Source organism: Bowmanella yangjiangensis, assembly GCF_017255015.1.
GTDB lineage: Bacteria > Pseudomonadota > Gammaproteobacteria > Enterobacterales > Alteromonadaceae > Bowmanella > Bowmanella yangjiangensis.
This window is the reverse complement of sequence record NZ_JAFKCS010000527.1, coordinates 1-529: the sequence shown is the minus strand read 5'-3', so window position 1 is coordinate 529 and position 529 is coordinate 1. Positions and strand designations below refer to the sequence as shown.

The window sequence follows — 529 nt, the reverse complement described above, 5'->3', positions numbered from 1 at the left end:
AAGGTCAGACGCTGCAGGTCGATGCCCTGCTCGTTCCAATTGCCGATCAGCTGCAACTCCGTCAACTGCGACTGCCCGTCCAGGCGCAGCTCACCCAGACGGATATCTCCGAGCTGCAGGCGCAGAGGCAACTTCAGGCTCGGCAGGCGCAACGGCGCGTCGCTCGCCTCGCTCGGCGGCAAGCTCAGCGCGCCCTGCTCGAGATACACGCGGTCGAGGCACAGGGTCAGGCGTAGCAGGCAGGAAGGTGACCAGGCGAAGTCCACTCGCTGCAACTGCAGCTGCGTATCCGCCTGTTGCCAGCGCACACGTTCAGCCTGCCAGGCGCCACCCAGACGACCGCTGAAGTGCTCGACCTCGAGCCCCGGCACCTGGGCCAGCAGCCAGCGACTGCCTCCCTGCGTACCGAGCAGCCCCGCTAGCGTGGCGCCCAGTACCAGCAGCAGCCCCAGTGAAGCGGCCAGCAGGCCTTTCAGCAGGCGCCACGTCATAGCTCGGGCCCCATGGAAAAATGCAGGCGGATGCCGCC

General features: G+C 67.1%; 1 protein-coding gene. It reads right to left on the bottom strand.

The window, feature by feature from the left end; genetic code table 11:
* A partial coding sequence (locus J0A65_RS25480) for a hypothetical protein (protein WP_232850155.1) occupies window positions 1–491 on the bottom strand: 491 nt, incomplete at its 3' end.
* Between the last annotated feature and the right edge of the window lie 38 nt (window positions 492–529).